This is a genomic window from Dyadobacter sp. SRI_021 (assembly GCF_057586235.1).
In genome coordinates this window covers 107,357-133,484 of sequence record NZ_JBYCZM010000004.1, presented here as the reverse complement: position 1 = coordinate 133,484, position 26,128 = coordinate 107,357, and the positions used below count along the sequence as shown (strand labels likewise).

Sequence of the window (26,128 nt, the reverse complement as noted above, 5' to 3'; positions counted from 1 at the left end):
CAAACATCATCAACAAATGGAAACGACAGTATTTGAAGCCCGTGCCAGGGAATTGGTCGACGATATCAAGGAAATTGTCAAAGTGAAAGGGATCAACCTGACCGACGCGCTTGAAGAGGCAGGTATCCCACGAAAATCGTCGGACCGGATACTGAATAAGGGGTCAATGCCCACATTATCGGAATTTCTGGCGCTATGCCAGATTTCGGGTATTACTTTTCACTTACCCTATGTAGAAACAACCAATAGCCCCATGTAGCGCTACCCGACTTCAAAATTGAAGTCGCCATTCATTACCAGCCGTGCGTCGATTGGTTCGGCACTGCCGGGAATCTGGAGGCCTTTGATTTTGGCGGTTTTGCCTTTGCTGAGCAGCTCGAAAATGTGCTTATCGGTCAGTTTCTTGCCCAAAAACTCAAAAGGTATCTTAAAGCCGCAAGCCTGGAAATTGCTGCACCCGTAGGCTGTTTTGCCCTTCTTTAAAAGGTGTTCCTTGCATTTGGGGCAATGCAGGGTTTCAATCGAAACCTCTTCTTTGGGTTCGCGCGGCTTGCGCTCCTTTTTGGGTTTCTCCTCTTTCTCGGCGACCAGCGGCGTTTCCTCAATGATGGTAATGGACCGCGCACGCTCATTTTTGACTTCGTGCGTAAGCTTCACCACCATTTCAATCAGCTCCTGTTTGAAAGTGTCCATCGCGTATTCGCCTTTTTCGATCAGGCGGAGTTTACGTTCCCAATGTCCGGTGAGCTCGGCGCTTTTGAGCAGTTCGTTTTGGATGGTATCGATCAGGTCAATACCGGTTTGCGTGGCATATACATTCTTCTTTTTTTTCTCGATGTATTTACGCTTGAAAAGCGTCTCGATGATATTGGCGCGTGTCGACGGGCGACCTATGCCGTTGTCCTTCATCAATTCCCGCATTTCCTCGTCTTCGACCTGTTTTCCTGCGGTTTCCATGGCGCGTAGCAACGTTGCCTCAGTGTAGGCTTTGGGCGGGGAAGTTTTGCCCTGGTGCACGCGCGGTTCGTGCGGGCCGCGCTCGCCTACTTCGAAAATCGGCATTACTTTTTCCTCTTCGGTCTCTTTTTTAACGGCATTGTCGTTCACGTACAATTCCCGCCAGCCCAGTTCGAGGATTTGCTTGCCCGTGGCTTTAAATTCTACCTGCCCGACCATTCCCAGCACGGTGGTGTTGGATACCTTACATTCGGGGTAGAAAACAGCGATAAAACGTCTGGTGATCAGGTCATAAATGCGCTTTTCATCCTGGCCGATATGCACGGGCAGCACGCCGGTTGGGATAATCGCGTGGTGATCGGTTACCTTCTTGTCGTCGAAAACGTTCTTCGATTTGGGGATCGGCAAATTCGCTAGCAGCGGCGCTGTGTACTGGCTGTAATAAGTCAGCTCGCGCAGGATGCCTTCGACTTTCGGGTGCAGATCTTCGGAAAGATAAGTGGTATCAACCCGGGGGTATGTAACGAACTTCTTTTCGTAGAGGTTTTGAATGTGTTTTAAAGTATCCTCCGCCGAATAGCCGTATTTTTTATTAGCCTCAACTTGTAACGAAGTGAGGTCGAAAAGCCTCGGGTTACCCTCCTTGCCTTCCTTTTTTTCAAATGCGGTTACTTCAAAATCGTGCTGTTGGAGGTATGCAAGGCCTTTGTTGGCTTTTTCGACGTTCTTAATGCGGTCGATGGTCGCGGTAAACTCCGTTTCGCGGTAGACGGTTTTTAGCTCCCAGTATTCTTCCGAAACAAATGCATCGATTTCCTTTTGTCGCTGGACGATCAGCGCGAGGGTAGGCGTCTGTACGCGTCCGATGGACAGTACTGCCTTTCCGCCGCCGAATTTCTTGGTAAAAAGCCGGGTTGCATTCATGCCGAGCAGCCAGTCGCCGATTGCGCGTGCGCTGCCAGCTGCGTACAAGTTGTCATACTGGCTGCCTTCACGGAGTTTCTCGAAACCCTCGCGGATGGCCTGTTCGGTGAGCGATGAAATCCACAGCCGCTTGACAGGTGCGGTACATTTCGCTTTCAGCAGCACCCAGCGCTGGATCAGCTCGCCTTCCTGGCCGGCATCACCACAGTTGATCACCTCTTCGCAATTGCGAACGAGGTTTTCGATCACGCCGAACTGCCGCATAGCGCCTTCATTGTCTATCAGCTTGATCCCGAAACTGGAAGGGATCATCGGCAGGTCTTCCAGCCGCCATGATTTCCAGCGTTCGGTGTAGTCGTGCGGTTCTTTTAATGTACAGAAATGGCCGAAAGTCCAGGTTACCTGATAGCCGTTACCCTCGTAATAGCCGTCGCGGCGCTGGCTGGCGCCGATCACTGCTGCAATATCTTTGGCTACGCTGGGTTTTTCCGCAATGCAAACTTTCATAGGTTCCTTTCCACGGTCGCTTTCTGTATGACCGGCGTGTCTGTTGTCGTTCCCGTTGAGGGGGTGCAAAGATGGTCATTTTTGTCCAGACTTCCCGCCGCCGCCGGCTCGATTTACCTCCCTGCCGACCTGTCAAAAGGCTTGTAAAGGGCCAATTTTTACCGAATAATCAATCCGGAGAAAAATTTTTCAAAAATTTTTCAAAAAAAATTCGCGGTTTTAGGTTTCTGTGCGGTAATTCTTCGGTGATTTTGGGTATTGGTAGAATCCACTCCAAATATAATTTGGTTTTGGAAGGTTGATTTAGAATAAAATGGAAGTGTTTAATGGCGCTTAACAATAAGGTAACATAGGCGTTCGGCGGTGCAAAATCTTATAAGGGTCAAAAAGTGACAATTTGATAACTTTCAGATTTCGAATCTTTGAATAGTTATATAATTTTTGTTTTGCTAACGGGCATTTTTGCATGTAGCAGGTGTTGTACTATTCTGTTGTCAAGTGCATTGAACGTTTGTTTTCAGAATATTGTATTATATTTGTACTCGAAATACGATTGAGAACACAAGGAAAACATAAAACACTATTAACAATGAAAAATGCAAAAAATATGCTAGCCGTTGCTTTGGTGGCAATCACTAGCGCAGCTTATGCCAACAACAATTCTACATATACAATTGAAGAAAAAACCAAAGTAGCAGTTGTTAACAACACATTGCCTGCTGCGGCACCAGTTCTGGATAGCCCTGCACCGCAAAAAGTGAAAAATACGCCTGACACCAATTATAGCGCTGCTCAGAAAGCCGCTATCGTAGGCCTCCAATTGAAAAGTGTAACTACGAAGTAAGTGATTGAACCTCATGGGGTTCGGTTAAGATTGATTGATGGTTTTAAAAAGGGAGAAGCTTTTCTCCCTTTTTTTGTGGGGTACTTAATATCGGATAGGATAAAAAAAGAAAAATTCCGATATTAGCGCTATGTTTGAGCCAGAACTCACCGATATACTCGACATACAGCCCGTGTTTGACAGGTTGTACGAGAAACGCGACCGGATTAAAAGCAGTCGTCCTATTCCTTCTTCCGCTTTGGCGAAAATCCGGGAAGGATTGGCCTTGGAATGGACTTATAATAGTAACAGCATTGAAGGCAATACGCTTAGTTTAAGAGAAACACAACTGGTGTTGCAAGAGGGTATTACCATTAAAGGAAAGTCACTTCGGGAGCATTTTGAAGTGCATAACCATGAAAAGGCGATCCAATACCTGTATAGCCTGGTGAGCCCGGATTATGCTATGCGGGGTATCGATATCCTTTCGCTGCATGAGCTGGTGATGCGGTCCGTCGAGGATGATTTTGCCGGGCGCATACGCGATGGAGGCGTGCGCATCGTGGGGGCGAACTTTACGCCGCCTAATGCGCGGAAGGTGCCGGATCTGCTCGATCAGTTGATTGGGTTTACGAATGAGAACCCGATGGGCCTGAATGATATTTTGCTGGCGACGGTTTTCCATCATCGGCTGGTTTGGATACATCCGTTTTTCGACGGAAACGGGCGGACGGTGCGGCTGGCGATGAACCTCTTGCTGATGCGCGCTGGGTTTCCCCCGGCGATTATTCTTAAAAATGACAGGAAGAAATACTATGAGGCCCTGAATCAGGCCAACAAGGGGTCGTACCAGAAGCTGTGCGTTTTGATGACGCAGGCATTGGAGCGTAGTCTGAATATCTACTTGAGTGCTTTGCCGGGGTATGAGTATGAATATGAGCCGATCGTACGCATTGTGGAGGAGCCGGAAGTGCCTTATGGGCAGGAGTATGTGAGCCTGCTGGCGCGCCAGGGGAAGATCGACGCTTACAAGGAGGGAAATGTTTGGTATACTACGCGAGAGGCGGTAAAGGATTATGTCGAGAATAGAAAGCGGAAACGTTAGCGGCCAGAGGCCTTGAAATGGTGGGGCCGAACCGGGAGGTTCGACCCAGCTTGTGTATCGATATTCTTTTGCTGCATAGGCTGGTGCTGCGCTTTGTCCTACCTGAAAAAGCTTCCGATGGAGATCATCAGCAAGAGCGATTCTTCTTTGGACGTTCCCGCGCTGATATTGAACGCAAATTGCTCGCGGAAGGGCGTGATGTAAAATCCGCCGCCGTAGCCCTGGTGCCAGTAGTTGGCGCCGCCGGGGTCGTTTTTTGCCCAGACTCTTCCCACATCATAAAATGCCCGCACACCCATTTTTAGTGGGACAAAGGTGTTCCGGGTTTCGGTAAGCTGCCAGCGCAGTTCGGTGTTGAGGAAACCCTTCGATTCCCCGGTGAAGCGGTTGCGTTTGAAACCGCGGAGGTCGTTAAGCTGGCCCAGCGAGAATAGTTTGTAAAATGGCAGCTGGCCTTTCGCGATGCCGCCGCCCAGGCGGAGGCCCAGGGTGAGCGGGTTTTTGCTGTGGTTGGACAGATATTGCTCGATTTCAAGTTCCGATATCGAGGCCAGGTCGTTGCGGGATTGCGAAACATGGCCGGCCTGCTGGGTCAGCTGTAAGCGGAAGCCGCGTTCGGGTAATGCGGCACGGTCTCGGAAGTCGAGGTTGAGAATACCTTTGGCAAAGATCAAATGCAATTGCTCTACACCGAAAATATCCGGGTGGTCGGCGAGGTAGCTGTTGTTTCTTAGAATACCCTCGGCGAGCTCATAGCTTCCGGTAACTTCGATTTTGCTCTGTTTCCAGAATTGGCGGAGCAAACCGGCCGATACGGCGAACGAGTTGTACTGGGTGCGGTAGTAGTTGGAAGGCAGCTCGTTGTTTTTGGGCGTATCGTTACCCACTCCGAAGAAAAAGTTGTAATTGAGCGGCCTGGAGAGCGTCATTTGCGAAATGCCGTCCCATTGGCCCACCAACTGCCGGAACTGATTGTTGTAACTAAACTCATAATTTCCTTTTACACTCACCGACGCGCTGAGCGAGTGTTTCACGGCGAAGTCGGGCTTGCCGAAACGTTGGCGGGTGAATGTGACGCCCCCGTGGACGGCGAAACCCACGAACGGGTTGTAGGTAAGCAATGCAATGGGCAGATAAGTGTTGTATTTGAATGCATTGCGGTCGTATTCGTAGTAGCGCTCGTCGACTGGCTTCACTTCACGTGCTTCCGTGCCGAGCTCATGGAGCGGATTGGGATCTTTTTCATAAATGAGGGTTTGTTGGGGCCCTTTGCTTACATCGGACCTGTCCGCAATGTAGTCCTCGCCGCTCCCGCTGATAATGCGCACGAGAATCGATCGATCGGATTTTCCCTGAATATCGAAAACATCATCGCCACCCAGCCCGTTCAACCTGATTTCGCGGGTTTCTGCCGGATCGAAAACGCGATGATAGTAGGTTTTGGAAGTATCGGCTTGTCGGCTTTGTTTGAAAACATCGTAGACAGTTACCGTTACCTGCCCGTTCTTTTCACGCATTACCTTGAAATATTCTGCTTTATTGGAGCCAACCACGTCCACTTCCCTTGCCAGTAATGCGTAATATTCGGCGGCATACTTTTGCAGGTCGCCGATGCGTACTTTCAGTTTTCGCTCGATTTCGCGTCCGTCTTTTTCATAAATCTCGGAGGGCATGTTGTGCACAGCGGCGGCGATGTCCTGCTCTTGAATGGCATTCCGGATTTCTCCGGCAGCTTTTATCCAATCCGATTTGGTCAGCTCGCTGCCCAGGAAGCGGTCGAGGTGCCGGGCCTGCCACATAAGGCTGCGGAGGCCGTGAATGCGTTCGGCGAAGTTCTCGCCGTTAGGCATGCCCCATTCGCGGTCGGCCAGCCAGGGGATGATGCCGTCCCAGCGGGAGAATGCATGGTCGCGGTCGCGGGGGATCGGGCGGTAGAGCTCGCCGTCGGCGGTTTTGTAACCCGCCCATTTCCAGTTGTCTTCGTGCTTGCTCCAATCGCCGATCCAAAGGTCGAACATGCGTGCCCGGGCAAACTCGGCCTTGTCGACACGGTTGTCATGATCATGGTAGAGCTTGTTGAATAGCTTGAAGCTCTTTTCAATGTCTTTGGCTCCTCCAAAAACCTTCGATTTAGAGATTTTGTCGGTCGGCCGCTCTTCCAGCATTCCGAAAAGGTTGCCGTACTGCTCTTTGAATGCACCCAATTTGTTGTCTTTCGGCAGAACAAACAGTTCGGGACTAGCATGCAGGATTCCGATCTTGTCGAGCAGCGGCGCCACAGCCATGGCGCCATAGGGCTGCTGGGTGGAGGTCTGGTCTTTGAGTACCTGCGAGACGACCGTCCCGCGCAGCTCGTAGGCGAGCGCGCGGAAAGGATCTTTGTCTACTGAGCGGAAGACGTATTCCTTTCCATTACCCGCCACGAGTTTAAGGGAGGTCGTTTGTCGGCCGCCGCCTTTTCCGGCTATGACCAGCCCACCGAAGGTCGTGTCCATGTCGAGATACGGGACTTTAACAGGCACGGTCCAGGAGTCGCGGTAATGTTTCCCAAACCATTTTTCCTTGAAACGCCTGCTGGCGTATTCACTGCCCGCCGCCACGGTGGTTGGCTCGGGTCGCGGCGTGTCCATTTTGTCGGAAGGCTTGATTACCGGGTTACAGGGTTGGAAAAGCGTGTTGGTAATGCCTTTGGCAGCATTTTCGCATGCCGATGCGAATATCGGACCAGTTTCCTTTTTCGACACCTGAGTTCCGCTCACCGACCAGTGCTGATAGCTCACATAGCCATTTGAAGAATAGGTTATTTCTATAAAACCGGCTGATGATGACGCTAACGCGGCCTTGCTGCTATGCGCGATGAATGAGCCTCCGGCGATTCCGCCGCTATTAATAAGGAAATTCTTATCCTTTTGCACAACCGACTGGTTTCGTTCGTGTCCGGAGGCAAGGATCACCGAGCTGTAATCCTGCAATACGCCATTCACTTTGTAACGATACAGGCCCAGGTTGGCATTCGAAATGTCGCGGCTGGTACCGATGTTCTGCCGGAAGCCTACCAATGCGTTGCCTATCAGCGGAGGGGAGAAATAGGATGCTGCCGAAAATCGCCCGCCATAATTTCCCAGCGACTCAATGGGGAAGTGGGAGAGCACAAGCACGTTTTTATCGGTCGTCTCATCAAGAATACCTTCCAGTTCTTCTACGAAATTGTCGGTGTCGGCGATGGTGCAAGCGTCGGAGGAGGGTTTGGGTTTATCATGCGGGTGGTTCCACCATTGGGAGTTGATCACCACTACTTCGAGCATGGGGAAAGAAACCGTCCACGGGCCGGGGCAGCCATGGCCTAGAAATAGCTGAAAACGCTGATGTTTTTCGCGGTCGAGCGCTTTTTCCAATGCCGTGATGCGCTGCCAGCCATCCTTGCCGGAGTTGAGCCACTCGCGGTCGCCCTGATTGAGGAGCATATGCAGTTCCGGGTTGCGGTCGAGTAGGGCATTGGCCTTCCTTTTCCATTCAGTGACCTGTTCGATGGTCATCTGCTCGGGAAAGGAATCTCCGTTGAATACCCAGAGCACTGGACCCGGTTTGGTAGCGAGGTAGTTTTCGATGATCGGAAAAATGTCGGCGGGATTTTCAAAGTCGGCTGTGTTGCCTGTGAGTATCACTTTGAAATCGGCAGCGTACAGACTGCAGGCGGCCAAAAGGATAGACAAGACGGACGCGGCGAGGCATTTCGCACAGTTTTTGAGTCCGTTAGGAGTGCATGGTAGAAGTGTAGCCAAGGTATGGGAGCGTTGCGTGTGAAAAGATTGACAATTTAACAGTAATCCCCGCGGATTGAAATGGTAGCAAGCACGGAAATGTTGGAAAAATGTATTGCCAAGCGGTTTTTTTATACCTTACACTTTAAAACCTCAATTGCAATGCCGTTTTCCAAGTTACCCATGAAGCTTTTGCTCATTGAAGATGAGCCTAACGTGATATCCCTGATCCAGCGCAGCCTTACCGCCAACGGCCATGAGATCACAATCGCTATGGACGGGCAATCGGGGCTGCAAATGGCGTTACAGCACCAGTTCGACGTGATTATTCTAGATCTGATGATCCCGATCATTAACGGCATGGAGGTCTGCCGCCGTGCGCGCCAGGCACAGGTTACCACGCCGATCCTGATGCTGACTGCGCTTGGTACGACTGAAAACATCGTATCGGGCCTCGACGCGGGAGCAGACGACTACATGACCAAGCCTTTCAAATTAGCTGAACTGGAAGCGCGGCTTCGGACGCTTATTCGCCGCGGTAAGGAACCGGAAAAGGAGAAAAACGACAAAATATTAACGTTGGGCGACCTCGTGCTCGACAAAGTAACGAAGACGGTTAAACGCGGAGGGCAGCCGATCGAACTGACAGCCACGGAATTCCGTCTTCTGGAATACCTCCTTTCAAATACCAACCGTGTACTGAATAGAATGGAAATCCTGGAAAATGTGTGGGATATCAATTTCAATCTGGGGACGAATGTCGTGGATGTGTATATCAATTATCTCCGGAAAAAAATAGATAAAAATCATGATATTAAGCTGATACACACTGTGTTTGGGATGGGATATGTGATTCGTCAGTCGTATGAAGATTCAAAATAAGATCGCACTGATCTTTACCGCATTATCTGCCGGTATTATCCTGGCGTTGAGCGTATTTGTCTATTTTTTTGCTTCTGAAAATATTGCTACAAGCTTTTTCCACCGTCTCGAAGTGCGGTCGGATATCGTGGGGCATGCGGCTTTGCAGGATAACAAATCTCTCTCATCCATCTATTACGATATAAAGGAGCGGCATCTGGGTAGTCTGCCCTACGAAAAACACCGCATCTTGCCTGGGCAGCCCGACGAAGCGACCAAAAAACGGCTTGCCTTGCCGTCGTCGTTTTATGAACCTGCTCAACACGATATTCCGGTCAGGTTTTTCAACCACGACACTTCTTATGTGGTGCTTCGTGTTGCGCGGGATAATCGGGATATAATGGTGGTGTCGTCGGCGCTCGACACTTACGGCATGCAGGAAATGAATAACCTGAAAAACCTGCTGCTGATCGGTTTTTTCATTGCGATGGTTTTTGTGTTCACATTCGGGAAGCTGTTTTCCAACGAAATCTTCAAGCCGATCCGCCGCATTATCCGTAATGTGAAGGGTATTAATGCCCATAACCTGCATCAACGGCTCGTGGTGGAGCCTACCGACGACGATGTGGAGGCGCTTTCGAGGACTTTCAACGATATGCTCGACAGGCTGGAAGTAACTTTTGAAATGCAGAACAACTTCGTCAGCAATGCGTCCCACGAGTTCCGGACGCCGTTGACAGTCGTGAGCGGGGAGGCCGAGCTGGGTATGTCGATGCCGGGCCTGCCCGATGCGGCAAAGGAATCGTTTTTGAATATTTATAAAGAAGTCGAAAAGCTCGAACACCTGACCAACAGCATGCTCAGTCTCGCTCAAACCGGTTTTGACGGAAAGAAAGAGCAATGGGAAGAGGTGCGGATCGACGAACTGATCCTTTCGGTGAAAGAAGCTGCCGATCGCATTATCCCGGAAAACCAGGTGTCCATTGATTTCGATAACTTGCCCGACGATGAGCGAAAGCTTACTGTGAACGGAAACCTGGCATTACTGAAAGCTGCTTTTTCCAATATTGTGCTCAACAGCTGCAAATATTCCGACAACAAGCCGGTGACGATTAAGATCAGCGCTGACGCTAAATATGTGATCGTCGAGATCACCGATCAGGGCATTGGTATTCCCGACCGAGAGATAGGGCAGATATTCGTACCGTTTTTCAGGGCCTCCAACACGGCCCGGTACAAAGGTTACGGGATTGGTTTGCCGCTGACCCACAATATCATACGGATGCACCAGGGTAAGGCCGACGTACAGAGCAGGGTGGGAGAAGGGACACGCTTCACCACCTACCTGCCTTTCAAGTACTTTTGAGTGTTCTTATCTCATTTTAATATTCTTACTTCATTCTAATAAGTCTCTCACTATATTATAATGCAGCTCTTAAACAGGGCTAATGTCTCCGCTGTAACATTGCATTGTTGATTGATTATCAACGCATTGTTAACTTAACAGACGGCATTTATATGAGAACAGTGGTGATACCAACGGACTTTACAAATGAAGGCATTCAAATCGCTGAAGCCATTGTGAGAGATATCCGCGACGAGGTGCGAGTAGTCTTCACGCACCTTTTCCACGTGGCCGACGACATCCAGGACCTGCTCTTTTCCACATACCGCGAAAAGGAATATGAACTCGTTCCGGAGGAGTTCTGGCAGGAATGCAGAATGCTCAAAGATACCTATCCGGAATTGACCAGCATTAAGATCGATTTCTTCTACGGCAACAAGCTGGCGCTCCTGAAAAATTTTCTCGAATACTACGAAACGGATTACATCGCTTATTCCGGGCAGTATGGCATTCCCAAGCTGACCCGGAGCAGTCTGGACGCACTGCCGGTGCTGAAAAAGACGGGCTACACGATGATCAACGCCGATATGGTGCGGGCTACGTCGCTCGCCGACAGCTACCGGTAAAGTACTCTTGTTTTGATTATTGAGATTGTGAAAAAGGTAAATATCAGTGAATTATGCTTCTCAAAAAGAATATTCCCATAGGCTATATTTTTGGTAAAATCAAATACGAAATCCTGTTCGTGACGATCTACGGTATTGCGATCGAGATCATTTACCAGAATTTCCATATTACCAATATTTCGATCCCGATGACGGTGCACAGTGTGCTCGGGACGATTATTTCGCTGCTGCTTGCATTTCGCTCCAACCAGGCTTATGACCGCTGGTGGGAGGCCCGGATCGTATGGGGAGCTATCGTGAACGACTCCCGTACGTTTGCGCGCCAGATCCTTTCATTGATGGAGGACCCGTTGGATCCGGATAGGATCGATGGTTTCAAAAAACGGATGATCAAACGCCAGATCGCCTGGTGTTATGCTTTGGGCAAGGGGCTTCGGCGCGACGACCCGATGCCGATGATCAGCAAGTTTGTGTCGGAGGAAGAATTGGAATACCTCAAAGACTTCGATAACAAGCACGTCGGGCTCGTGCAGTTGCACGCACGTGATTTGAATAATGCATTGAAACAAGGCTGGTTGAATCCGTATCAACAAGTAGAGCTCGATCAGACGCTTACGCGCTTGTGCGACCATATGGGTAAGTCGGAGCGGATCAAGAACACGGTGTTTCCGTCGACTTACAGCCTTTACATTCATTTGGCATTACACTTCTTCATCCTTCTGTTGCCGTTCGGGCTCGTGCAGCTGTTCGGTTTCCTCATGGTACCGGTTCTGGTAGTGATTACCGCGTGTTTCTTCCTGATCGAAAAAATGGCGATCCATTTGCAGGATCCGTTCGAGAACAAGCCGACCGATACGCCTGTGCTGTCTATCTCGCGGAATATCGAGCGTGATTTGAAGCAGATGATGCGGGACAAGCACGTGCCGCAGGCATTCCAGCCCGAGAAGTTCTATATTTTGTAAGGATGGTGCGAAGCTCAGGCTTCGTGCCAGCGGCGCCTCGGCGCCGCTGCTATTTTTGTTTCATGCCATTGTGAATGTCGACAAGGATGTGATGATCATCGCGCACCCAGTTGCCACTCTGGTATTTCTTGTGTTTGGCTGTAAAGAGATAATCCTCAAACATATCATAGGCCTTGTGCGCCTCTTCGACCGAGTAGAATGAGCCCAGCCAAGTAGCCGGGATTTTGTCTTTTTTTACTATTCCGACTCCCACATTATAAAGCTTCACAATGCCCTGGGAAAACTCCATGGAAATATAATCCTGCTCGCGGACCTGCGCGCTGCTGAGGATCGATGCCGTATGGGCCAGATAGTTGAGCAGTCTGGCGCGGATTTGAACGTCACTTTCCGATTTCGCGGGTTTGACACGCCACCAGTTGTTTTTTTCAAAATAAGGATCATCCTGGAAGCGCAGCAGCTTGTGACCGTATTCGATCAGCGAAACGCTTTCGTTGGGCGAATATTCGAAGTTGATCAATCGCATTCCATTGCCGGTGTAGGAAAAGAATACGCCTATTTCCTCCGTCTTACGGTTAAAGGTAAGGAAAATGGTGTGGGCAGTCGTATCAAAATCCCATCTCCCGGCGGTGTATTCGCCTGCCGTTCCCACTCTGGTGAAAGTACTGTCTGGGAAGAACGAGATCAACATACTGTGTTTATCACCCGCCTCGAATTGTCTCAACGGTTGCCCGTCGGGCTGAACGATTCCACGCTCGGTGATACTCACGCCGGAAATGCGCCAGGTGCCGAGCATGTTTGCGGGTTTGGGTTTAATGCGATCTTCCATTGTCTCCCGCGGCCGCAGTGTCGAACGTTTCGAACTGGTGCGGTAAATGATCCCGTGATTATGCATCATGGTGATCGTAATGAAGAGGATGAAGAGTTTCAAGGATGTCATGGCGCGGCTGTTGATGGGGGTTGTGTTACCCTCAAGTTAGGCATTTTCTTTGAATCAAATTGAAGTAAACAAGCAGGAACATGAAATATTGAGTAATTCCGGGGGGCTTTTTACTTATGTCGGCATATCGGGATGGTCATACTGCATCCGTATTTAATCCTAAACCCAGGACTTCTGCTCATGAACTTGCTCAGGTTGCTACCGCTGTTATTTGCTTTTGTATTATTTGCATTTGAAGATGATTTTAACCGGCCCGCAATGGAATATGTGGCGCCTCATTCTGCCGACACGCCACTGCGTGCTGTACAGGATGCCAAGGGCGAAACAATCAGTATTTTCAGGGGCAACGACACCAAACCAATATTAACACAGAATGCAAAACCCGATTTTCGGCCTTACCTGCACCCACTCGTTGCTCCCGACGGTAAAGGCGTTCTAACTGAGTATAGTCCGGGGCACCATAAGCATCAGACAGGCATTTACTGGGGTTACACCCGCGTGAATGGTCGTGACTATTTCCACCACCCAAGCGATGGTTATTGGAAAAAAGTGTCGGCCCGCGTGATCGAAGCAAAAGGTACGGAAGTGAAATGGCAAACCGTCTACGACCTGCTCGATTCCACCGGCACAGCCGTGTTGACCGAGACACAAAACTGGTCGATGCGGGTGAAAGACGGGAAGTATCTTCTGGACCTGGAATGGAGCGGCGAGGCCAAAACCGACGTAACGATCGGCAAATATGACTACGGCGGCCTTTTTGTGCGTATGCCGTGGAAAGAGGGCATCAAAGGTGCGGTGATAAATGCGGCCCGCCAAAAGAACGAAAAAGCAGAAGGACAGGCCGCCATGTGGGTGGATATCGGTATGCAGGTAGAAGGCCGTAGTGATTTGGCGCACATTGCTATTCTGGACCATCCATCTAACAAAGGCTATCCGAACACCTGGCGTGTGGACGGGCAGCTGGGCGCAGGACCTGCACGCGCGCGTAAGGGTGATTGGCATATTAAAAAAGGAGAAACCGAGATCATCAAGCATGAACTGGTCGTTTACACGGGTGATTTTAAGGATGTTGAGCTGAATAAAACTTTCGGCGAGTTCATTGGTAACACAGGCCAATATAATACCACGGCGCTTTGGGCATTGGCGCAGAAGGAGGGAAGGGAGGCTAAATTTCTAAGCGCACAGGAAGCAGTGGCCGCCATGACAGTCAAGGACGGTTATCAGGTCAATGCATTTGCTTCCGAGCCGATGATGACCCAGCCGATGGCATTCTGCTGGGACGACCGCGGCCGGATGTGGATTGCCGAGAACAAAGACTACGAATCGCGCGGCAAAGGCTTTTCCAACGCCGGTACCAGCCGCATTCTGATCCTGGAAGACACTGATCACGATGGCGTGGCCGATAGCAGGAAGGTATTTATGGAAGGCATTGCGTTTCCGGCTGCACTGGCGGTCGGTTTTGGCGGGGTGTTCGTCGGAGCGCCGCCCAACCTGCTTTTTGTACCCGATAAAAACGGAGACGACAAGGCAGATGTGGATGGTATCGAAGTCCGCCTGACCGGCTGGGGTATTCGTGATCGCCACGAAACGCTCAATAGCTTCCATTGGGGGCCGGATGGCTGGCTTTACGGTTTGCAAGGCTTTGCGACACCTTCCAAAGTGGGCAAGCCGGTTGGAAAAGGTAAATTGTACCGGCATAACGATGCCTTTCCCGAGAATATCGAGGTGGAGGACGGTGTCGATATCAATGGCGGCGTGTGGCGGTACCATCCTACGAAGCGCAAGTTTGAAGTGGTCGCCCACGGTTTCAGTAATCCCTGGGGCATTGACTATGATGCAAAAGGCCAGCTATTTATCACCGCCTGTGTGATCCCGCATTTGTGGCACGTGGTGCCGGGCGGCATTTACCACCGGCAGGGCGGGCAGCATTTCAATCCTTACGTGTATAACGATATCAAGACTATCGCCGATCATAGCCACCGGTCGGCGCATGGCGGGGCGCGTATTTACCTTTCCGATGCATTCCCGTCTTCGGAGCGCGGCAGGATATTCATGGCTAACATCCACGAACACGGTATTCTTTCGGACGAACTCGTGCCCAAAGGTTCGGGCTTTTCGGGCAAGCATAGCGACGATTTCCTGATGGCCAACAATGCGCAATGGGTCGGTTTCAGCATGGAAATAGGGCCCGAGGGAGGCATGTACATCCTCGACTGGCATGACGCCGACATTTGCGGTTCGGATGTGCTCAACTCCGAAACCGGACGGATTTACAGGGTTATGCCCAAAAACTCCCTCGCCGAAAACTGGAAAGGGCGCTACGACGATCTCAACAAACTTTCAGATGCAGAGCTCGCCGCATTGCAAACAAGCAAAAGTGAGTGGCATGCCCGCCGCGCCCGCGTGATTTTGCAAAGTCGGGCCGCGACAGGCAAGATTTCGCAAGATGCGGTGGCAAAACTGAATGCATTATATCAATCCAAAGACAACGCCGACAACCGCCTTCGTGCCATGTGGGCGTTGAAAGTGACTGATAACCTGAGTAGTGCAGTATTGAAACAGGCGCTGTCTGATGCGGATATCCACGTGCGGGCCTGGGCAATCCAGTTCCTGTGCGAAGATGCGCAGCCGGGAACGGACGTTACCGGCCAGTTTGCGCAAATGGCGGTAAGTGATCCGTCGCCTGTGGTGAGGCTCTACCTGGCCTCGGCCCTGCAACGACTGGATTCTAATGCAAAATGGGCTATTGCCAAAGGCTTGCTTACGCACGCAGAGGATGCGCAGGACCATAATCTCCCGAAGATGGTCTGGTTTGGGATCGAGCCGTTGGTAAAGGACAATGCCGCCAAAGCGTTGGAACTGGCCGCGGGGAGTAAGGTTCCGATGGTGACCCAATTTATAGCCAGGAGATTGGTAGATGCTGATCAAATCAATACGCTGGTGGCAACCGCCGGTAAATCGACGTCGAACAGGGTGGATATCCTGACGGGTATGCGGGACGGTCTCGAAGGCCGGACCGACATTAAAACGCCTGAAAACTGGAATGCCGTTTACGCCAAATTGAAGCAGGCAGACAAACCCACTGCCCGGCTTGCCGCAGACCTCGGCCGTCATTTTGGCGACACCGAATCTGCGAAAACTGCGTTAGCGACATTAAAAAATAAATCCGCCGCATTGGCAGAGCGCAAAAAGGCCCTCCAATCCCTCGCCGCGCGCCAGCGCCCCGAGCTCGCAGCTGAACTTCCCGCACTGTTGAACGACAATGCATTGCGCCTCGAAGCGATCCGTGCGGTGGCCGGTTACGATAGCGAGCCATTGGCCAGGCAGCTCATCGACGCCTATCCGAAATTCAATACGCAGGAAAAATCAGAAGCGGTACAAACCCTGGCTTCCCGCCCGAAATCAGGCTGGCTCCTTACGCAGGCCATTTCAAAGAATGTAGTTCCTAAAAAGGACGTGCCGACCTATGTCGCCCGCCAGCTCCGGCGAGTGGTCGGAAGCGGTTTTGTGGAAGTATGGGGGCCTATCGACCACGTCGCATTCGATGAAAAGACCTATAAAAAATATCGTACGCTTCTTACCGACAAGGCAGTAGCCGAAGCCAGCAAAACCCAGGGCCGCCTGGTATTTCAACGCACCTGTGCTCCTTGCCACAAACTTTATGGCGAAGGCGGCATCATCGGTCCCGAGCTTACGGGCTCCAACCGTGCGAACCTCGACTACCTCCTGGGCAACATCCTTGACCCCAGCGGCGAAATCCAGGACGACTACAAAATGGTCGTCATCACTACCCGCGACGGGCGTACATACGTAGGTAACGTTGCCAAAGAAACCGATCGGCAGCTCACACTGCGCATCGTAGGACAGGACGCTGTTTTAATCAACAAATCCGACATTCAAACCCGCGAGGTAACGCCATCATCGATGATGCCGACCGGGCTGCTGGATAACCTTTCCGATAAAGAGGTGACCGAGTTGATCGCGTATTTGCGAAGTACGGCGCAAGTGCCATCGAGCAAGAGCAATGGAGGAAAGTAGGGTGGACGTAGGCATCAATAGAAATTATTCAAGGTAACAATGGCGCGAAGCTCTGGCTTCGTGCCGCCTATTCGCAGGCTTCCGGCCGGTCAGAAATGCGATGGCGAATTTTTGTTAGCTTATAACGCTTTTGTTACGGTGCGCTGCACCTTTGCATTGTCGTGATTTGCATTCGGTCTACAAGTCTTGCGGTGCGCTGCACCTTTTTCATGATTTGCTTTCGGTTTGCAAATTTTGCGGTCTATTCCTCATCCTCAATACCCTCAAAATAATTCAGCACCGTCATCAGCGGCAACGTGGTTTTATCCGCTGCGTTCGACATCTGAATCACCGCCCGGTCTATGGAATTAGGATCAAAGCCCGAGAAATAGCCTTCAATCACTTCGCCCGGCCGGAGTTGGTAGGAGATTGCTTTATTGAGGTATTTCGAAGCGCGTTTTTGCAGGCCGGTTAGTTGTGGGGCGGACATGTTGATATCAATTTGCATGGTCAATGAATGCGGACATTCATGCTAGCAAAGGTATCAAAGGCGAAAAAAGTTTCAGCGCGGGTGATTCGCGCGTTCGTTGCGTGCAGCCATTTCCACCGACTGCGTAATGCGTTTTTCGCGTGTTTCAGGCCTTTTTGCATTCAATATCCATTCCAGGATCAGCCTTTTGGAAGAAGGGGCGAATCTGGCGAAGTTTTCGAATGCCTTCTGATTAGCGTCGAGAGCCTGCTGCAAGTCGTCGGGGATCACCGCATTGCCAGCGGTTTCGAGGGCGTCCCAGGCACCCGTTTCCTTTGCAAGGTCGATCATCGCCTGGCCTTCGGGGCGCATCAGGCCCGCATTGGTCATCCGGGCGGCGCGTTCTTTGTTCACGATGCTCCACTTGCTTTTCGGGTTACGTTTCGTGAATGTGAGATAGAAGCTTTCCGCGTCGCGCTTGATGGCCTTGCTGTCAATCCAGCCGTAGCACAATGCGTGCTCGATGGACTCTTTATAGCCGATACTGGGCGTCGGGCTGTCTTTATGGTAAATGATCAGAAATACAGCGTCCTTTTTCGTGCCATTTTTTGCCAGCCAGGCGCGCCATTCTTCGCTACTTGGCGCGGCGATGGCCTCAATTCCGTTTTTAGTTTCCATTTGCAATTGACAGATAATGCTTGTTGTACATCACGCCTAGAATGTTGCCGAACGGATCGACTACGGAAGCCGTCACAAATCCTTCGCCTCGCGTAATAACCGGCTGATAAGTAGTGGCCCCCAAATCCAGCAATCTGTTATAAGCTGCTTCTACATCATCGACATGCCAGTAAATGATCGCTCCGCCAGGCGTCCCTGCGGCAGGCGTCCCTGCGGCAGGCGTCCCTGCGGCACTAGGAGGTGCCCATTTGGCATCGATAATGCCCATTTCATGTTCGTAATCGCCCACACGAAACTCGATATAACCTGGCTTTTCGAAGTAAGGCTGGATTTCAAATACTTCTGAATACCATTTTTTCGCGGCATCGAGGTCGGCTGCGTAGAAATTGACAGTTGCGAATCCTCTGAGTGACGTTGTTGTGGCCATGTCTGGTTTTGGGTTTTGGTTTGGAGTTGATGCAAAGCTAAGTAACCATTGTGACAGCCCTGTGTCAGCAGGTTTTCAGTTGTCTCAAAAAACTTGCGATTACCTCAACCGTTTGAAAATTGGATTTTTAAGCGGATTATAGATGGAAGTAGGCGTATCCAAAATTCCCCCACTCTTCAGTTTCTCCCTTTTTAATGAGCTGAATTTCAATAGTACAAAACCAGTATTTTATTGTAACGCGCCCGCTTTTGGTTTAAATTCATAACTCAACCAAAAACCAGAACTATGCGCGCGTTTCAGAAACTGATTTTTGTTATTGTATTGTGCGTCAATGCGGTGGCGGCGTTTGCGGCCGACCAGCCCGAGACTTTGAAAATAGGGGCCCAGGCTCCGGATTTTAACCTACTAGGCGTCGACGGCAAGCGATATTCACTCAAAAGCTTTGCAGGTGCGGATATTCTGGCAATCGTGTTTACCTGCAACCATTGTCCAACGGCCCAGGCATATGAGGAACGCATCAAGAAACTTACTTCCGATTATAAGGCAAAAAAGGTTGCGGTAATAGCCATTTCCTCCAATGACCCGAAGGCGATCCTGCTTGACGAGTTGGGCTACACCGACCTGAGCGACTCCTTTGACGAAATGAAGCTCCGGGCGAAGGATATGGCTTACAACTTCCCTTATCTCTACGACGGCGACGACCAGAAGACCGCATTGGCATACGGTCCCGTCGCTACACCGCATATTTTCATTTTCGATAAAGCCAGAAAGCTACAATACAACGGCCGGATCGACGACGTGGAGAAGCCTACGGGCACGCCGAAAAACCTGGACGCGAAAAATGCCATTGAGGCATTGCTGGCCGGAAAACCGGTGCCTGTACCTACTACCAAGACGTTCGGCTGCTCGATGAAATGGGCGTCCAAGGAGGATAACGTGAAGAAAGAGCAAATGGCCTGGGCGAAAGAGCCGGTGACGCTGGAAACCATCGACGAAGCAGGTTTGAAAGAGCTGATCCAGAACAAATCGGACAAACTGCGACTCATTAATGTGTGGGCAACCTGGTGTGGCCCGTGTGTGACCGAGTTCCCGGATTTTATGGCCATGCACCATATGTACCGCCGCCGGGATTTCGAATTTATCTCGATCAGCGCGGATAACCCCGATAAAAAAGACAAGGCGCTGAAATTCCTGCAAGGCAAGTTTGCTTCCAACAAAAATTATATTTTCAATATCGAGGACAAATACAAGCTCATCGAAGCGGTAGATTCGAAATGGCAGGGCGCTTTACCGTATACCATACTTGTAGAACCAGGCGGCAAGATTGTCTATTCGCAGCAAGGGCCGATCGACCCCGCGAAAATGAAGAAGCTGATCGTGGAGAACAAGTATGTCGGACGGTACTACTAAACCATATTTAAACAACCAACCTGACTTTATGGAAGACCTGGACATTTCAAGACGCCGTTTTCTGGGCACGTCGGCCCTTGCGGCGGCGGGTTTCGTAATGGCGCGTACGCCTATTTTCGGCGCGCCAGCTTACATTAAAAAGCTCGGCAAACCCAATTCGCTGTTCAACGGCGTGCAGGTAGGGGCCATTACCTATTCGTGGCGGAGCCTGCCTGGCAGCGCCGAGGATATTTTGAAATACTGTATTGAAACCAATATCAGCGCTATTGAGCTGATGGGCCCTACCGGCGAGTCGTTCGCAGGAGCGCCGGAAGCCCCGCCGCGCCCGAACCTGGCACCCGGCCCTGATGGCAAACGGCCTGAAATGACGGACGAGCAAAAAGCCATCCAAAAGGAGTATGCAACCAAAATGGCCGAATGGCGTGCAAAGGTCTCCATGGATAAGTTCGTACAGCTTCGCAAAATGTATAACAACGCGGGCGTGAGCATTTACGGTTTCAAACCCAATGCATTGAATGCGACCAGCACCGATGCCGAAGTGGATTACGCGTTCCGTGCGGCGAAAGCCCTGGGTGCTAACCAGGCGAATGTAGAGCTGCCGAACGATCCCGCGCAGACGAAACGTCTTGGTGACATTGCCGCTAAAAACAAGGTCTATTGCGGCTACCATGGCCACACCCAGCAAACCCCGACCTGGTGGGACACTGCTTTGAGCCAGTCGAAATACAATGCGATGAACTTTGATATGGGGCATTATGTGGCTGCGGGCTATGATCCGTTCCCGTTGCTCGAAGCGAAGCACGATCACATTGTGAGTATGCATGTTAAGGACCGCAAAAACAAAGAACACGGCGGTGCCAACGTGGTGTGGGGCCAGGGCGACACGCCGATCGTCGCAGTTCTCGAAATGATGCGTGCGAAAAAATACAAGTTTCCTGCGACGATCGAGCTCGAATATGAGATTCCGGCGGGTTCGGATGCATTGAAGGAAACCGCTAAATGCGTTGAATTCGCGCGCAAAGCGCTGGGTGCATAAGTTAATTTTGAAAACGGGTCGTGGGCAATGCGCTTCGCGACCTGTTTTGTTTTCAGAAGGCACGATAGTTGCGGCGGAACTCTGCCGGCGTCAGCCCGGTGTTCTTTTTGAAAAACAAGTTGAAATTGGGTTGCTCGGCAAAACCGACACTATAACCGATATCCTGTAATGCCCAGTCGGTCTGTATGAGCAACACCTTTGTTTCTTCCAACAACCGGTTGCGTATGTGCGTGCTTACGTTCTGTCCCGTGTGCTTTTTCAAAAGGGCATTCAGATGGTTGGGATGAATGCTCAGACTTTCGGCAAATTCTTTGGCTGTCTTAATGCGAATGGGTGTCTCGATGTTGATATGCGCCGTTTCATTTTCCAGAAGATCGAAAAAGCGGTGAATATGACCATATTCTTCGGAGACGTTGTCTGGTTTGGGGTAGTGGGCGATTCGCGCGCTTTCCACCATGAGCAATTGTAAATAAGCGCTCATTGCTTCTTCGTTGAACGCATCGCCTAATAGCTCCTCCTCCTGCATACGCGCGAAGAAGCGCGTGAGCACAGCCACATCCGCGCCAGCGAGGCGGATCACGCTTTTAGCTTTCTCCGAAAACAGCCCGAACTTATCGATTGTCGCTTTCAGCTGAGGATGGTTCTGGATAAATGACTTTTTAAAAAGACTATAATATCCTGCCGACAGATTATTCTCCCGTTCCGATGAGAGGTTTTTCCAGGAAATAATGTCGTTGGGATGGATGAACAGGATTGTGGGCTCATCAATATAATAGGTATTCAGACCCATCGTAAAAATGCCCGCACCACCGGTGACCAGCAGTACTTTATAAAAATCCCGCCGGTTTGGCGAGAGGTAATTGCGGCATTCATGCTGCTCGCGGTTGAAAGTGCGGATTGTCCATTCTTCAAAACTATCGCGCATGACAGGGATGAGTTCGGGTAAGTCGCGGAGCAGATCGATTGTTTTCGCATCGAGTGTTTTATCGGGCATAGGTTTCGGAGAAGAATGACTTTTTAGGAAAAGGGAAATGCCTTGCAGCAGCAAAGCATTTCCATAACGCCGGTTATGGCTAAACGAGTTCTCTTTGCGCTGCAACATCGTCGTGGTCTGTTCCGGTGATGACGTCGTGCCATGCTGCGATCTCCTTCTCGAATGCGGCCGTTTTGGCGCGGAAGCGTTCAAGCGTGTCGGTACCTAATGGCAAATGCACCGGAGGGTTCTCGGCGTAACCGAGCCTGATGAGCGCCTGCGCAAGTTTTTTGGGATCTCCCGGCTGTTTTTTATTCACTTCCGTCGCGAAAGTCCGCATAGCTCCGACGGTATCGTCATAATCGGCAATCACGTTGGAGGTGCGGGTGAGGGACGAGTGATCGAGGAAATCGGTACGGAAAAATCCGGGTGCTACCACTGTTGCGTGAATGCCCAGCGGGGCCAGTTCCAAAGCGAGCGCTTCGGTAGTGCCCTCGATGGCGAATTTGGTCGAGCCATAAATGCCCCAGCCAACATAACCGCTCAGTCCGCCGACGGATGAAACATTGATCACATGACCGGAACGTCGCTTGCGCATGAAAGGCAGCACTGCCCGGGTTACATTCAGCGTACCAAACACATTCGCTTCGTAGTTGTTCCTTACTTCCTGCGCCGTTGCTTCCTCCACCGCGCTGAGCAAGCCGTAACCTGCATTATTGAGAAGGATATCTATCTTGCCAAAACGATCGATAGCTGCCTGAGCCGCTCTTTTGGCTTGTTCTTCCTGGGTAACGTCCAGGGTTACTACCAGCAAATCCGGATTATTATCAAACTGTGCGGTCAGTTCGCTCGCTTTGCTTCTAACAGTGGCCACCACCTGGTCGCCGGCTGCAAGTACTGCCTTTGTAATTTCTAGTCCAAAACCTCTCGATGCTCCGGTGATGAACCATGTTTTAGGAGTTTTCATTTTGCTTGTCATTTTTGTTCGTGATTGATGATACAAATATGACAGGACAGCTCCGGAGGGCGCTTTGCAGTTGCAAAGGGGTAATTATGAATTTCAAAGAATGCCGGCTAGCAATCAAAAAACGGATTGATGATGGTAAGCTGCTCTTCCACAACCAGCAGATGATGCATGTCTTCAGACTAGAGTACATTACAGCCCGCTTCAAGGGCACCGGAAACGATAATGGCGTCGAAGAGTTGGAAATCGTATTTTTGAGTCAGGTAGATAGCCTCGGCCAAATTATATTCGGAAATGCCGGACATTTTGCAATCGGACATCATCTCATACCAGAATTCCGTCACTTCGTGTTTGGTCAATCTTAACTTTTTCCAACAGACATTACCGACCTCTACCAACACCTGCGCGTTGATATGAGGATTTTGACGAATTAGCCTTTTCGCTATTTCGCGTTTTTCGCGGTGTGTATCGAAGAGGTAAAGAATAACATTGGAATCCAGAAATACGTTAGTCAAAGTCATTAGCCTCGTTTCTATCAAATTTAAATTTTGACATATCTATTCGAGGAAACTTTGAGTATCGTCTTTCTATGTCCTCCAAAGTCGTGACTTTGCGAGGCTTCTCTTCTTTTTCAATAACCACGGTAACTTTGACATGTTTTCCTACGAAGCTTTCAGGAAGCTCGATCGTCACCGAAGTGGTCTCAGGAGTGATGTTTTTCGTGAACATGATAGTGTGATTTTGTTTAACAAATCTAGAAATTTTCTATTAAAAATTTTTTCGTACGAAATTTTTCCTACCTTTGGGTAGTTGAATGAAAAATCAAAGGATGGAACCTACAAAATCAGAATTGGAAATACTGCAAGTGCTTTGGGAATACGGCCCGTCGACAGTACGGTTTGTGAACGACAAACTCAATGAGGAGAAACGGGCGGTGCAGTATTCTTCTACTTTGAAGCTGATGCAGATCATGGCCGAAAAGGGCATCGTGATCCGCGACGAGAGCAGTATGAAGCATATTTACAGTCCCGCCGAGCCGGAGGACAAAACGAAATCTGCATTGCTGGAGCGTTTCGTGGACTCCATGTACCGAGGATCGGCTTCGAGCCTCGTTATGCAGCTTTTTGGTAATAAGAACACCTCTGCCGAGGAACTCAGTGAAATAAAAGATTTCCTGAAAAAACTGGATCAGTAATCACCAACCATTTCAATCCGTTAGCCATGAATTGGAATATCATTGATCAGCCGACTGCCCACGAATGGGTTCGCGCGCTTTGCCTGACACTAATGCATTCGCTCTGGCAGGCGCTCATTGCCGCGATCGTAGCCGGCGGCATTCTGCTTTGCACACGTAAGAGCAAGCCTGCATTGCGGTACAATATGCTGTCGCTGGTGATGCTGCTTTTCGTTGTGGCAACCGCTGCGACGTTTGTCTTTACATTGAAAAATACGGGCATTGAAACAGCGTCGGTGGTAGCTCAGTCAATGCCCTGGAGAACGGATACCGTGTTTTCAGACGACGCCAATGCCGTTACCATTATAGCGGCAACAGCAGTGACGGAGAACGGCTGGGTACAGGATGCTGTCAACTTTTTTTCTTCGAACGCAAAACTGATCGTAACTGTCTGGTTCCTGATTTTTGCGTTGAAATCGATACTGGCCGCGAGCGGCTTGTTGTACCTGAGAAAGGTCGCACAGCAGGTTTCAACACCGGAAATGAAATGGATCGTGCGGTTTTATGAATTGGCCGAAAGGATGCGGATCGGACAGGAAGTGGAGCTGCGCGAGTCGGTGCAGGTGGCTGTACCGATGGTCATCGGTTTTTTGAAACCAGTGGTGCTTGTACCGCTGGGTATGCTGGCTAACTTACCGGCTGCGCAGGTAGAAGCTATTTTGCTGCACGAACTGGCGCACATCCGCCGCCGCGATTACCTGATCAACCTTGTGCAGATATTCTGTGAAAACATCTTCTTCTTTAATCCGGCTGTCTGGTGGATTTCCAGGCTGATCCGGGAGGAACGTGAACATTGCTGCGACGATCTGGCGATCGGCGTCATGCAGAACAAGACATCGTTCATTCATGCGCTTGTCTCGTTCCAGGAATATAACCAGTCGCGGCCGGCCTTTGAAATGGCTTTTTCCAAAAAACGCAATCATTTGCTGGACAGGATCAAACGTATTATCAATAACAATAATAAATCACTAAATGCCATGGAAAAACTGTTTGTAACATTCAGCCTGGCGGCGGCGATTGCGCTGTCGGCTGCCACTGCGCCGAAGAAACCGGCACCAGCCCGGAAAGTACCTTTCGTGAGAGAAGTCCGGCCTAATGGGAAGGAGCTTTTGCCAGGGAAGATCAAGATTCTGCCCTCGCCTGAAGCGCAAAATCCCTTCATTGAGAAACCGGATACACTGCCGAAAAAGAAACGGCGGTCGGAAGGAACGGAAATACATGCCGCAAATGTGTATACGCCGCAGCAGGGAATCAGTACGTATAATGTTACACGTAACAATAAACAGTACGAGATCGTAAAGCGTAACGACAAGATTATCTCGCTCTTTGTAGACGATCAGGAAATAGCAGCGAGCGACTACGCGAAGTACCAGCCGGAGATCGACAAGATCATGGCAGAGGTGAAAGCACAGCATGAGCTTGCTGAAAAACAGCGGGAAGAGGCACAGGAAATGCGTAAGATCGCCGAGGGACAGCGTCGGGTAGCCGAGAAGCAACGCGAAGAGGCACATGTAATGCGCCTGGAAGCGGAGAAGCAACGGGAATATGCCAACCAGATGCGTCTGGATGCCAAGAAGCAGCGCGACTACGCAGACCAAATGCGGTTGAATACCAATGCGAATCGCGATGAAGCGGCAAAAATGCGACTGGAAGCTGAAAAGCAACGCGAAGAAGCGGAAGATATGCGCAAGCAGGCCGACCTGATGCGCCGTGAAGCTGAGAAGCAACGCGAACACGCTGCCGAACAACGCGTGCAAGCCGAAGGACAACGCAAACAAGCCGAGGAAATGCGGCGCGAGGCTGAAAAACAGCGCGAAGTTTATTTGAAACGGCAAGAAGCGGTGATTGAAGAACTGACGGGTGCGGGGTTGGTGAAGGATAAGGACGATCTGTCTTTCAAGCTCAGCGACGAGGAGTTGGTCGTCAACGGTGAAAAGCAACCCGCAGAACTGCATCAGAAACTGAAAGCCAAATACTTGAACGACGGCGGCGACAAGAAATCGACTATGTATTACAACTATAACGGTAGATCCGGTTATTCGACCAGAGCGCGTTAGACCAGCGTCGGGTATTATCAGTATAACCGTTGCCGGGATGTGTTTAGTAGGAAGT

At 50.4% G+C, this 26,128-nt stretch carries 22 protein-coding genes; 12 read left to right on the top strand and 10 right to left on the bottom strand.

The window, feature by feature from the left end; all coding sequences use genetic code 11:
- Positions 1–16: 16 nt before the first annotated feature.
- A complete protein-coding gene (locus AC2YIT_RS13525) occupies positions 17–259 on the top strand; it encodes a transcriptional regulator (RefSeq protein ID WP_430845867.1) in 243 nt (80 codons plus the stop codon).
- A gap of 2 nt (positions 260–261) precedes the next feature.
- Here AC2YIT_RS13525 and AC2YIT_RS13520 read toward each other — a convergent pair whose 3' ends face one another.
- Complete coding sequence (locus AC2YIT_RS13520) at positions 262–2,388, bottom strand: type IA DNA topoisomerase (protein ID WP_487279506.1); 2,127 nt, start codon at positions 2,386–2,388, stop codon at positions 262–264.
- 589 nt (positions 2,389–2,977) lie between these two features.
- Here AC2YIT_RS13520 and AC2YIT_RS13515 point away from each other — a divergent pair.
- Positions 2,978–3,232, top strand: a complete 255-nt coding sequence (locus AC2YIT_RS13515; RefSeq protein WP_430845869.1) for a hypothetical protein — start codon at positions 2,978–2,980, stop codon at positions 3,230–3,232.
- A 130-nt stretch (positions 3,233–3,362) separates the two neighbouring features.
- Positions 3,363–4,316, top strand: coding sequence for a Fic family protein (locus AC2YIT_RS13510; RefSeq protein WP_487279505.1), 954 nt, complete (start codon positions 3,363–3,365; stop codon positions 4,314–4,316).
- 98 nt (positions 4,317–4,414) lie between these two features.
- Here AC2YIT_RS13510 and AC2YIT_RS13505 read toward each other — a convergent pair whose 3' ends face one another.
- Positions 4,415–8,098, bottom strand: a complete 3,684-nt coding sequence (locus AC2YIT_RS13505) for a BamA/TamA family outer membrane protein (RefSeq protein WP_487279504.1) — start codon at positions 8,096–8,098, stop codon at positions 4,415–4,417.
- Positions 8,099–8,260: 162 nt separating this feature from the next.
- Between AC2YIT_RS13505 and AC2YIT_RS13500 the strand changes: the two genes are divergently transcribed.
- From AC2YIT_RS13500 to AC2YIT_RS13485, 4 genes are all read left to right on the top strand, one after another.
- On the top strand, positions 8,261–8,959 hold the full coding sequence (locus tag AC2YIT_RS13500) for a response regulator transcription factor (RefSeq protein WP_430846412.1): 699 nt from the start codon (positions 8,261–8,263) through the stop codon (positions 8,957–8,959).
- Positions 8,943–10,304, top strand: coding sequence for a HAMP domain-containing sensor histidine kinase (locus AC2YIT_RS13495; protein WP_430845872.1), 1,362 nt, complete (start codon positions 8,943–8,945; stop codon positions 10,302–10,304). The genes AC2YIT_RS13500 and AC2YIT_RS13495 overlap by 17 nt, the downstream gene beginning before the upstream one ends.
- A gap of 152 nt (positions 10,305–10,456) precedes the next feature.
- On the top strand, positions 10,457–10,909 hold the full coding sequence (locus AC2YIT_RS13490) for a hypothetical protein (RefSeq protein ID WP_487279503.1): 453 nt from the start codon (positions 10,457–10,459) through the stop codon (positions 10,907–10,909).
- Between the two features lie 53 nt (positions 10,910–10,962).
- Positions 10,963–11,871 carry a bestrophin family protein gene (locus AC2YIT_RS13485; RefSeq protein WP_430845874.1) on the top strand — a complete coding sequence of 303 codons (909 nt, stop codon included), beginning with the start codon at positions 10,963–10,965 and terminating at the stop codon, positions 11,869–11,871.
- Between the two features lie 49 nt (positions 11,872–11,920).
- On the opposite strand, the gene AC2YIT_RS13480 is transcribed toward AC2YIT_RS13485, so the two are convergent.
- On the bottom strand, positions 11,921–12,808 hold the full coding sequence (locus tag AC2YIT_RS13480; protein ID WP_487279502.1) for a hypothetical protein: 888 nt from the start codon (positions 12,806–12,808) through the stop codon (positions 11,921–11,923).
- Between the two features lie 180 nt (positions 12,809–12,988).
- On the opposite strand from AC2YIT_RS13480, the gene AC2YIT_RS13475 reads away from it, so the two are divergent.
- Positions 12,989–16,846: a PVC-type heme-binding CxxCH protein gene (locus AC2YIT_RS13475; RefSeq protein WP_487279501.1), complete on the top strand. Its 3,858-nt coding sequence runs from the start codon at positions 12,989–12,991 to the stop codon at positions 16,844–16,846.
- A 241-nt stretch (positions 16,847–17,087) separates the two neighbouring features.
- On the opposite strand, the gene AC2YIT_RS13470 is transcribed toward AC2YIT_RS13475, so the two are convergent.
- From AC2YIT_RS13470 to AC2YIT_RS13460, 3 genes are all read right to left on the bottom strand, one after another.
- Positions 17,088–17,315: a hypothetical protein gene (locus AC2YIT_RS13470; protein WP_487279500.1), complete on the bottom strand. Its 228-nt coding sequence runs from the start codon at positions 17,313–17,315 to the stop codon at positions 17,088–17,090.
- A 72-nt stretch (positions 17,316–17,387) separates the two neighbouring features.
- A complete protein-coding gene (locus AC2YIT_RS13465) occupies positions 17,388–17,972 on the bottom strand; it encodes a YdeI/OmpD-associated family protein (RefSeq protein ID WP_487279499.1) in 585 nt (194 codons plus the stop codon).
- Complete coding sequence (locus AC2YIT_RS13460; protein ID WP_487279498.1) at positions 17,962–18,399, bottom strand: VOC family protein; 438 nt, start codon at positions 18,397–18,399, stop codon at positions 17,962–17,964. Before AC2YIT_RS13460 ends, AC2YIT_RS13465 begins: the two co-directional genes overlap by 11 nt.
- Before the next feature lie 285 nt (positions 18,400–18,684).
- Between AC2YIT_RS13460 and AC2YIT_RS13455 the strand changes: the two genes are divergently transcribed.
- Positions 18,685–19,809, top strand: a complete 1,125-nt coding sequence (locus tag AC2YIT_RS13455) for a redoxin domain-containing protein (protein ID WP_487279497.1) — start codon at positions 18,685–18,687, stop codon at positions 19,807–19,809.
- A gap of 28 nt (positions 19,810–19,837) precedes the next feature.
- Complete coding sequence (locus tag AC2YIT_RS13450) at positions 19,838–20,845, top strand: sugar phosphate isomerase/epimerase family protein (RefSeq protein ID WP_430845881.1); 1,008 nt, start codon at positions 19,838–19,840, stop codon at positions 20,843–20,845.
- A 52-nt stretch (positions 20,846–20,897) separates the two neighbouring features.
- Here AC2YIT_RS13450 and AC2YIT_RS13445 read toward each other — a convergent pair whose 3' ends face one another.
- The 4 genes from AC2YIT_RS13445 to AC2YIT_RS13430 all read right to left on the bottom strand — a co-directional run bounded on the left by AC2YIT_RS13445 (position 20,898) and on the right by AC2YIT_RS13430 (position 23,511).
- The gene (locus AC2YIT_RS13445; protein ID WP_487279496.1) at positions 20,898–21,839 is read right to left on the bottom strand and encodes an AraC family transcriptional regulator; all 942 of its coding nucleotides are present in this window, start codon (positions 21,837–21,839) and stop codon (positions 20,898–20,900) included.
- Between the two features lie 79 nt (positions 21,840–21,918).
- The gene (locus AC2YIT_RS13440; protein ID WP_487279495.1) at positions 21,919–22,785 is read right to left on the bottom strand and encodes an oxidoreductase; all 867 of its coding nucleotides are present in this window, start codon (positions 22,783–22,785) and stop codon (positions 21,919–21,921) included.
- A 179-nt stretch (positions 22,786–22,964) separates the two neighbouring features.
- Positions 22,965–23,303 (bottom strand): PIN domain-containing protein, encoded by a 339-nt coding sequence (locus AC2YIT_RS13435; protein WP_487279494.1) that lies wholly within the window; start codon positions 23,301–23,303, stop codon positions 22,965–22,967.
- Complete coding sequence (locus tag AC2YIT_RS13430; protein ID WP_487279493.1) at positions 23,290–23,511, bottom strand: hypothetical protein; 222 nt, start codon at positions 23,509–23,511, stop codon at positions 23,290–23,292. The genes AC2YIT_RS13435 and AC2YIT_RS13430 overlap by 14 nt, the downstream gene beginning before the upstream one ends.
- A 100-nt stretch (positions 23,512–23,611) precedes the next feature.
- On the opposite strand from AC2YIT_RS13430, the gene AC2YIT_RS13425 reads away from it, so the two are divergent.
- Positions 23,612–23,977, top strand: coding sequence for a BlaI/MecI/CopY family transcriptional regulator (locus AC2YIT_RS13425; RefSeq protein WP_291202201.1), 366 nt, complete (start codon positions 23,612–23,614; stop codon positions 23,975–23,977).
- Positions 23,978–24,003: 26 nt separating this feature from the next.
- Positions 24,004–26,073 carry a M56 family metallopeptidase gene (locus AC2YIT_RS13420; RefSeq protein ID WP_487279492.1) on the top strand — a complete coding sequence of 690 codons (2,070 nt, stop codon included), beginning with the start codon at positions 24,004–24,006 and terminating at the stop codon, positions 26,071–26,073.
- The last annotated feature ends 55 nt before the right edge of the window (positions 26,074–26,128 follow it).